Origin of the sequence: Polaromonas sp. (assembly GCF_031411155.1) — a bacterium.
Classification (GTDB): domain Bacteria; phylum Pseudomonadota; class Gammaproteobacteria; order Burkholderiales; family Burkholderiaceae_C; genus Polaromonas.
The window spans coordinates 1-7264 of sequence record NZ_JANOAL010000028.1 but is presented as its reverse complement, the minus strand read 5'-3'; the positions used below and the strand labels follow the sequence as shown (position 1 = coordinate 7264).

Below are 7264 nucleotides of genomic sequence, written 5' to 3'. Positions count from 1 at the left end.
CGGCCGGCGAGCCGTTGGCGATCGTCGCGAAACGGCACTTTAAAGAAGTCGTTCCGCCAGCCGAAGTGGCGTGCGCGAATATTGAGATGATCACCTTGCCATTCAATCCGATAGAAGCCGGACGCATTCGCGAGCGAATGTGCGTTCGTCCATACCAGCGGCGTCGATTCACCGCCCAGATCAAGCGTCAATTCCTGGCCGCGAATGGCAACTTCCGCAACCAAACCCAACGCGGACGAAACGTAAATACCCGCGATGTCGTTCTGAAGCGGTGCGCTGGCGCGCGCAATCTCGTCCCACGTGGTTTTCAAACCGATACGTTCGGCAATCTTCAATGCAATCGGAGTGGGATTCTCGGTGCGATTCAGCATCACAACGATGCTCGCCTCGTCCTGCGAAAAACGCAGATGCACCATACGCCAGCCGCGCAATGCGCCGCCGTGCCAATGCATCCAGCGGCCATCTTTCTGCCACGCATTGATGCCATACGCGTACGAGCCGGGTTCGCCGTTGGGATGCGGCATCGCCTCGGCAAGCGTATTGGAGGAGGGCAGGGCTAAATTTAAACACTGTTCAATTAAATTTACAAGTGTTTAATTATTGAATCAGTTGCTGTCTTTTGCGCTTATATTCAGGTGATGGAAGCCAAACAACAACGCCAGCAGGCCATGAACGATTCGCGCCGTGCGCTCATGCTGGACGCCGCCCGTTCGGTGTTTGAGCGGCTGGGTATTGAGGGTGCCAGCATCCGGGAAATCGCCAAACAGGCCGGTTACACCCCCGGCGCGATTTATTCGTACTTTGAGAACAAAGAGGCGATTTATGGCGCGCTGCTGGCCGAATCGCTTGAGCGCCTGAATGCTGTGGTGGATGCAGCTGGCATCAATGAGACTGCCAGCCCGTCAGCGCTACTTGAGGCCAAGGCCAGTGCCTGGTTTGGCTTTTACGCGGCCAACCCGCGTGACCTGGACCTGGGCTTTTACCTGGTGCAAGGCATGCAGCCGCGCGGGCTGACGGCCGAGCTGAACTACCAGCTCAATGACCGCCTGCACGACGCGCTGCGCCCGTGCGAGGCGGCGCTGCAGGCCATGGGCCTGGGCGCCGACGAGGCCTTGCGCGAAAATACCGCTTTATTTGCGCACGGCGTGGGTTTGCTGCTGCTGCAGCACACCGGCCGCATCCGCATGTTCGGGCAAGACGCGACGTTGCTGTTTGAGGCTTATGTGATTGGCCTGGTGGAGCGGCTGCAGCGCGATGCGACCCCGGCGTGACCCCATTTTTAAATTTCAGGACTACCCATGTTGCTTGATGCCGATGACTCCCAACTCGTTCTGGTGGACTACCAGCTCCGCCTGATGCCCGTCATCTTTGAAAACACCCAGGTGGTGGCCAACGCCGTGCGGCTGGCCCGCCTGGCGCAGACGCTGCAGGTGCCGGTCTGGGCCACCGCGCAAAACCCCGACCGGCTCGGCCCCAACGTGCCCGAGTTGCAGGCCGCGATAGAAGCAGCGGGCGGCAAGACCCTGAGCAAGATGCACTTCAGCGCCGCCGCCGACGGCCTGGGCGACTGGCTGCGCCCGCCGGTGCGCAAACCCGCGCAAGGCGGCAACGCCCGCAGCCTGCCCAAGCACCTGCAAAAACCCGCCGAACCCGAACCGGAAGGCCGCAGCATGATCGTCATCGCCGGCTGCGAAGCCCATGTCTGCCTGCTGCAGACCGCGCTGGAACTGCTCGAAGAGGAGTTCGACGTCTGGGTCGTCACCGACGCCTGTAGCTCGCGCAGCGAACGCAACCGCGACGCCGCGTTTGACCGCCTGGCCGGCAATGGCGCCGAGCTGGTGACGACAGAAATGGTGGCGTTCGAGTGGCTGCGAACGGCGGAGCATCCGGTGTTCAAGGATGTGCTGGGGCTGGTGAAGTAAATTAATGGGAATCTGACCCCAATTGCCCCCCCCGCCAATTGCCGCCACTTATCAGGATGCGATTATGACCTCGGCAGAATCTGACTACCTCTTTCGCCTTGCAACCCTTTCGTTGTCGTTCGTCGGGTTTTCGTCGGTGGTTGTCGCCCTCCGCGGCGCGCTGGGAGGCGAGCTCGCTGATCGGCACCTTCGCCTCGTGCGCCTCTACATTGAAGGGGGCCTTCTGGTCACCGCACTTGCTTTGGTTCCCTTGCTTCTAAACATCCTTCATATCCCTGACACCGTCACTTGGCTGCTGTCCAGTGCAGCCGCTGCTTCGATCTTTACCGTCGTTCTCATAGTCCAGTTCCGCCGGCGTCGCATGGTCGAGCCGGGCCGATTCCCCCTATGGGTTGTCGTTACATACATCGGTTCGACCATCGCGGTTGCAAGTCTCTGGTTCAACGTCGCGGGAATCCCGGTCCCACCGAACGTAGGCCCTTACGCCGTTGTGCTGACATGGGCTCTTTGCATCTTTGGGTTTATTTTTGTTCGGACCATGGAGCTATTTCTGCATCGGCCACCTCACACCTGATCATGCTTGGCAGACATCTCTGCCCCTGGGGTAATGAGGGTCAGACTCCCATTAACCCCATGATGTGTGCCTGGGTGTTGTCGTCTCACGGCTTGGATAGAAGCGCACATGCCGTCGCACAAAGGCTGTTTCGGCGCGTTCCGTGCCTTCCCTCAAGCTTCACCCCTTCGCCAGATAATCCGCAAGCTGATCAAAGGTGCCGCCGTAGCCCTGTTCCAGCGAGGGGCGCAGTTCCTCGAAGTATTGGCGTTCCGCTTCCACCTCGCCAAAAGGCTGGGCGCGCAGCGTCACCGTGGTGATTCCGGCCTGTTCGGTGAAGGTCACGGTGTTCTGGATTTCCAGCGGACAGTTTTCGCTGAATGGTGCGCGGGCGATGCCGCAGCGCTCGTTGGCGAAGGAGTTGAGCCAGACCAGGCGTTCGGGCGCAGCAATCTCGCGGTAGTTGAAGCGGCCCCACATCGTCGGCGCCTTGTCGAACTGCATGGCGTAGTGAAAGAATCCGCCTGGCCAAAACTCGAAGCGGGCAACTTGAATGGCGCAGCCTTTCGGCCCCCACCAGTGTTGCAGTTGGGCGGCTTCGCTCCAGGCCTTCCACACGGTGGTGCGCGGCAGCTTGAACTGGCGGATGATTTCAAACGTGGTCGGGTGATGGGGGGTCATGACTTTTTCCTTTCCTTGGGGTTGGCCGGTGGGATGGGTGGGTTTGGCTGGGTGGACTGCAGGAAGGCGTCGAGGCGCTCGAAGCTTTCTTCCCAGAGAGTGCGATACATGCCGACCCATTGCGCAACCTGTTGCAAGGGGGCCGGCTCCAGGCGGCAGGGCCGGGTCTGCGCGGCGCGGCCACGAGAAATGAGCCCGGCGCGCTCCAGTACCTTGAGATGCTTGGAGATCGAGGGTTGCGTCATCTCAAACGGCTCGGCCAGTTGCTTGACGGTGGCCTCGCCAGAGGCAAGGCGGGCAACGATGGCGCGGCGTGTAGGGTCGGCGAGCGCGGCAAATGCGCTGTTGAGCGGGTCAGGGGCCATTTCATAGCCTTTTGGATACATAGCTGATTGGTAATATAAAGACAGCAGGGCCGCCTGTCAACCGGGCCGCGCGCTGGCGTCCAGAACGGGAAAATTGGGGTCGGATTCCAATTAACCCACAGCGCGCTCGTCGTCGATAGAATGCGCTCAGCACCCACCGGGTTTGACCGGCCACTTCGCGGGGAGCACAGATGCCGATTCTGAAAAAAATCAGACTACACAAGGGCTCCGGCCGCATTGACCACCAGACCATGTCGCGGCGGCAGGTAAACGCTGGTCGTTAGCCCGCTCACCAGGAGTCGAAGATGACCGCAGAAGCACCGCTCCTTGCCAGCCAGGTTGTCGTACAGATCTGCCTGTTCCTGGTCGCAGCCATCGCGATGGTCGGCGGCGCGCTGCAGATGTATCTCGGTCAACCCGGCACTTCACCACGCCTGGACAATGTTCACCGATTTATGGCTGGTGTGTATTTCTCCACTGGCGTCATCAACCTTTGGGCTGCCATCACTGTCAGGCAGCAGGGAACGCTGGTCTATCTTCTTGCGCTTGGTGTTTTTCTTGCCGGTATCGGCAGGCTCGTGTCCATCAGCAAGGTCGGGTTGCCAAAGCCCACGGCCGTATGGCTGGGCTATCTGATTCCGGAGTTGTTGCTTCCGGTCATCATCGCGGTCGCGCACCATGGCGTCAGCTGAAATGCGGCTGCGCCACCAAACGCGGCCGAATAAACCCGCCTTCAAGCGGACTCGCCCGTTGGTGGTCCGATGAAGTCAAATATTCGACCGCCTGACCCGGAGCGGTCTCCAGAACGGTAAACTTTGCGGCAGGTGGCCACCCCCGCGGGCGACCACCCATTCCTGGGAGTCAAGTCATGTCCAAGCTGCGCTTCAAAATCTCAATGTCGCTCGACGGCTTTGTGGCCGGACCGAGCCAGAGCGTCCAGAACCCGCTCGGCATCGGCGGCGGGCGCCTGCATGAGTGGGCCTTTGAACTGGCGGTGTTTCGGTCGCTCCTTGGCATGGCGGGCGGGGCGGTCAACGAAAGCACCGCTGTCGTCGAGGAATCGCTCGCCAACATCGGTGCCACGGTGATGGGGCGCAACATGTTTGGCGGACACCCCGGCCCCTGGGACGCCCAGAACCCCTGGAACGGCTGGTGGGGCGCTGACCCGCCGTTTCATCACCCGGTGTTCGTGCTCACGCACCACGCACGCGCGCCGCTTCAACTGGAGGGCGGAACCAGCTTCACCTTTGTCACCGACGGCATCCATGCGGCGCTCGAACAGGCGCGGCAAGCCGCCGGTGGCAAGGATGTGTCGCTCGCCGGTGGCGCGAACGCCGCCGGGCAGTATCTGGCCGCCGGACTGGTGGACGAGATGGAAATCAATCTGGCCCCGACGCTGCTGGGCAGCGGTGAACGGCTGTTCGAGGGGGTCGGCGACACGCTGCATGGCCTTGAACTGGTGCGCACGGTTGCGACGACGAAAGTGACGCATCTGAAGTACGCCAGGCGCTGAGCAGCGTTGCGGCAGTTTCGCGTTGAATCGAATTTTTCCAGCCTTCCGATTGCTATTTATTTGATAGCTTGAAGCGCATGTATTGATTGGGCTGGCAGCCAATTTGATACGAAATTTACGGAAACAGGCCGTGATGGTCCCGCTGCTCAAGGCGCCCAGCGGTAGCCGCGCGCCTCGTGCAGCGTCCAGCTGCCGTCACCCGGCAGCGCCAGCACGCGGTGGTGGTGTCTGGCGATGGCCGGGCGGTGGCTGACGCTGATGGGGGTGATGGACAATTCGGCGAGCTGGCCGTACAGGTTTTGTTCATTGGCCGCATCGAGCGCGCTGGTGGACTCGTCGAGCAGCAGGTAGCGCGGCCGGGCGAGCAGGGCGCGGGCAAAGGCCAGCCGCTGCTGCTCGCCGACCGACAGCACCCTGGCCCAGTCCAGTTCGGCGTCCAGGCCACCAAAGCGCTCGGCCAGCGTCGGCAGGTTCACCCGCTCCAGCCATTGCAGCAGTTCTTCGTCCGAGATGTCGCGCTCGGTGTGCGGGTAGGTCAGCTGGCAGCGCAGGTCGCCCAGCGGCAGGTAGGGCTGCTGCGGCAGGAACAGCATGTCGGCCCCGGCCGGGCGCGTCACCTGGCCCGAGCCGGTGCTCCACAAGCCGGCAATCACCCGCAGCAGCGAGCTCTTGCCGGCGCCGCTGGGCCCGACGACCAGCAGCCCCTCGCCGGGCCTGACGGCCAGCGTGAGCCCCTGAATCAGCAGGTGCTCGTGGTGCGGTGTGAGCATCGTCAGGCGCTCCAGCGCGAGCTCAAAGCCATGCACGGTGTGGATCTGTTCGTTGCCTTCAGAATCGCCGGCGGGCGCGGCGGCCTCAACATCCAGTGCCTGTGAAAACGCATGCAGCCGGTCCACGCCGGCGGAAAAGCGGCTCAGGCCCTCGAAGTGCTCGACGATCACGGTCAGCGCGCTCAGGATGGCGGCGAAGGCGCCGGCGGCCTGAATCGCCCGGCCGACCTCGAGCTTGCCGGACAGCACATCGCCGGCAATCAGTACGGTGGGCAGCACGATGGTCAGAAAGCTGTGCGCGTACTGGAACAGGTTGAGCTTGAACTGCCAGCGCAGCACTTTCTGGTAGTTGGCGTACACGGCGGCAAAGATGCGTTGCAGCGCCGACATCTCGCGTGCCTCGCCGTCGTAAAAGGCGATCGGCTCGGCATGTTCGCGCACCCGCACCAGGCTGAAGCGAAAGTTGGCCTCGCGCTGCAACTGCCGAAAGTTCAGCCCGATCAGCTGCTTGCCGAACACCGAGGCGGTGAACACGGTGCCCAGCACCGCGTAGCCGATCAAAAAATACACCAGCACCTGAGAGATTGACCACAGCACGCTGGAAAAAGCCACCAGTTCGATCACCGCGCCCAGCAAGATCATGGAAAAGTAAAGCGACTGCTGGGTGAAGCTGTTGATGTCTTCGGCGATGCGCTGGTCGGGGTTGTCGATGCCGCTGGCGGTGTTGATGCGGTAATAGGCGCGCTGATGAAAATAGCGCGCCAGAAAGCTGTGTGTCAGCCAGCGGCGCCAGCGCAGCCCCAGCGTGTCGCGCACGAAGTAGTACAGGGCGTAAATCGGCACCGCCGCCACCAGAATCGCCGTATAGCGCCAGATTGAGGCCCAGAAGCGGCTGCCGTCGCGCGCGGCCAGGGCCGAGGTGAATTCGCCGGTTTCCTGGTTGAACAGCACGTTGAAGGCGGTCTGCCCCAGCAGCAACACGACCAGCAGGGCCAGCATGCCGGCGGCGCGCCAGCGTTCCTCCGAGTGCCAGTAGGGCCGCGCAATGGCCACAAAGCGCCGCCACAGGCGGGCGTTAAAGCCAGGGGTTTGTTCGGTGCTCATGGGTAGCTGCCGATTTAATCCGAAAAGACCCAATTTGCGGGTGCGTAAGCTGAAAAAACTGGTTTTAGGCCCTGAAAATGCCGCTAACCCAATAACTATGCACACAGATAGCTATCAATATAATAGCAAATGGCGGCCCGCATGGGGGCTTGCAGCAGGGTCAGGCGGCGCCCTGGCAGCACGGGCCGGCGGCCGTCAGCCTGCCGCAAGCCCGCTGCTCATAATTAAGAATTCAAATTCGCTTTCCAGGCGCCCTTGCTCGCGCTCACTTGCCGGAGACATGTCTTGTTCAAATCCCTTCAGCTCAGCAAATCCGACGCCGGCTTTTCGGCCGCCATTGTGGATACCGATGAATC

The 7264-nt window shown here is 61.7% G+C and carries 9 protein-coding genes; 5 read left to right on the top strand and 4 right to left on the bottom strand.

All coding sequences use genetic code 11. The features are described from left to right. On the bottom strand, positions 1-524 hold a 524-nt coding region (locus tag RMO23_RS01405), incomplete at its 3' end, for a hypothetical protein (RefSeq protein ID WP_309678308.1). Between the two features lie 114 nt (positions 525-638). Here RMO23_RS01405 and RMO23_RS01400 point away from each other — a divergent pair. The 3 genes from RMO23_RS01400 to RMO23_RS01390 all read left to right on the top strand — a co-directional run bounded on the left by RMO23_RS01400 (position 639) and on the right by RMO23_RS01390 (position 2496). Then, on the top strand, positions 639-1271 hold the full coding sequence (locus tag RMO23_RS01400; protein WP_309678306.1) for a TetR/AcrR family transcriptional regulator: 633 nt from the start codon (positions 639-641) through the stop codon (positions 1269-1271). A gap of 27 nt (positions 1272-1298) precedes the next feature. Further along, positions 1299-1922, top strand: a complete 624-nt coding sequence (locus RMO23_RS01395) for an isochorismatase family protein (RefSeq protein WP_309678305.1) — start codon at positions 1299-1301, stop codon at positions 1920-1922. 64 nt (positions 1923-1986) lie between these two features. Further along, on the top strand, positions 1987-2496 hold the full coding sequence (locus RMO23_RS01390) for a hypothetical protein (protein WP_309678304.1): 510 nt from the start codon (positions 1987-1989) through the stop codon (positions 2494-2496). A gap of 159 nt (positions 2497-2655) precedes the next feature. Here the strand turns inward: RMO23_RS01390 and RMO23_RS01385 are convergent, their stop codons facing one another. Next, positions 2656-3156: an SRPBCC domain-containing protein gene (locus tag RMO23_RS01385; RefSeq protein ID WP_309678303.1), complete on the bottom strand. Its 501-nt coding sequence runs from the start codon at positions 3154-3156 to the stop codon at positions 2656-2658. Then, complete coding sequence (locus RMO23_RS01380; protein WP_405041543.1) at positions 3153-3521, bottom strand: ArsR/SmtB family transcription factor; 369 nt, start codon at positions 3519-3521, stop codon at positions 3153-3155. Before RMO23_RS01380 ends, RMO23_RS01385 begins: the two co-directional genes overlap by 4 nt. 305 nt (positions 3522-3826) lie before the next feature. Here RMO23_RS01380 and RMO23_RS01375 point away from each other — a divergent pair, with 305 nt between their 5' ends. Beyond that, entirely contained in the window at positions 3827-4213 is a 387-nt protein-coding gene (locus RMO23_RS01375; protein WP_309678301.1) for a DUF4345 family protein, read from the top strand. A gap of 176 nt (positions 4214-4389) precedes the next feature. Then, positions 4390-5034, top strand: a complete 645-nt coding sequence (locus RMO23_RS01370; RefSeq protein ID WP_309678300.1) for a dihydrofolate reductase family protein — start codon at positions 4390-4392, stop codon at positions 5032-5034. 146 nt (positions 5035-5180) lie between these two features. Here RMO23_RS01370 and RMO23_RS01365 read toward each other — a convergent pair whose 3' ends face one another. Then, positions 5181-6908, bottom strand: a complete 1728-nt coding sequence (locus RMO23_RS01365) for an ABC transporter ATP-binding protein/permease (protein ID WP_309678299.1) — start codon at positions 6906-6908, stop codon at positions 5181-5183. Positions 6909-7264: the final 356 nt, after the last annotated feature.